The 471-nt window shown below is 72.2% G+C and carries 1 pseudogene; it reads right to left on the reverse strand.

Annotation, left to right across the window (positions count from 1 at the left end):
- Positions 1-471, reverse strand: a pseudogene (locus tag ADK67_RS52405) (radical SAM protein); the annotation flags it as partial.

A 471-nucleotide genomic window follows, 5' to 3' on the forward strand; every position in this document is an offset into this window, starting at 1 on the left:
GTCGGCGCGGCCGTGACGGTGCGGGTGGTGCGGCTTGGTCACGTCGTGGACCTGGAAGCCGAAGCTGTGCTGCATGAGGTAGCGGGCCTGCTCGTCCAGGCCGGCCACGACCACGGCCCGGTCGGTGATCGCGACCAGCCTGCCGCCCAGCTCCCGCGCCAACGCGGCCGCGGTGTTCGGGTCCGGAGGTTTCCACTCGGTCGCGCACCGGCCGAGTTGCGCGGCCGGGCAGATGTCGCACAGCTCGCGGATGCCGTAGTGGCCGTTGTAGTCCGCCACGCCGTGCGCATAGGCGACCGCGCAGGAGGTCTTGCGGAACAACACCGCCCCGTCGCGGTGGTGTCCCGCGGCGGTCAGGATGCGACGCTCCACCCGTTCCGGGAACACCTTGCGCCGCGCCCCCGCCTCGTACGGTTCGGGCAGGCCTTGGGCGCGGTAGTAGTCGCGGATCGCGTCGCGGTAGAACAGGCC

The organism is Saccharothrix sp. NRRL B-16348 (genome assembly GCF_001280085.1).
In the GTDB taxonomy this organism is placed as follows: Bacteria; Actinomycetota; Actinomycetes; order Mycobacteriales; family Pseudonocardiaceae; genus Actinosynnema.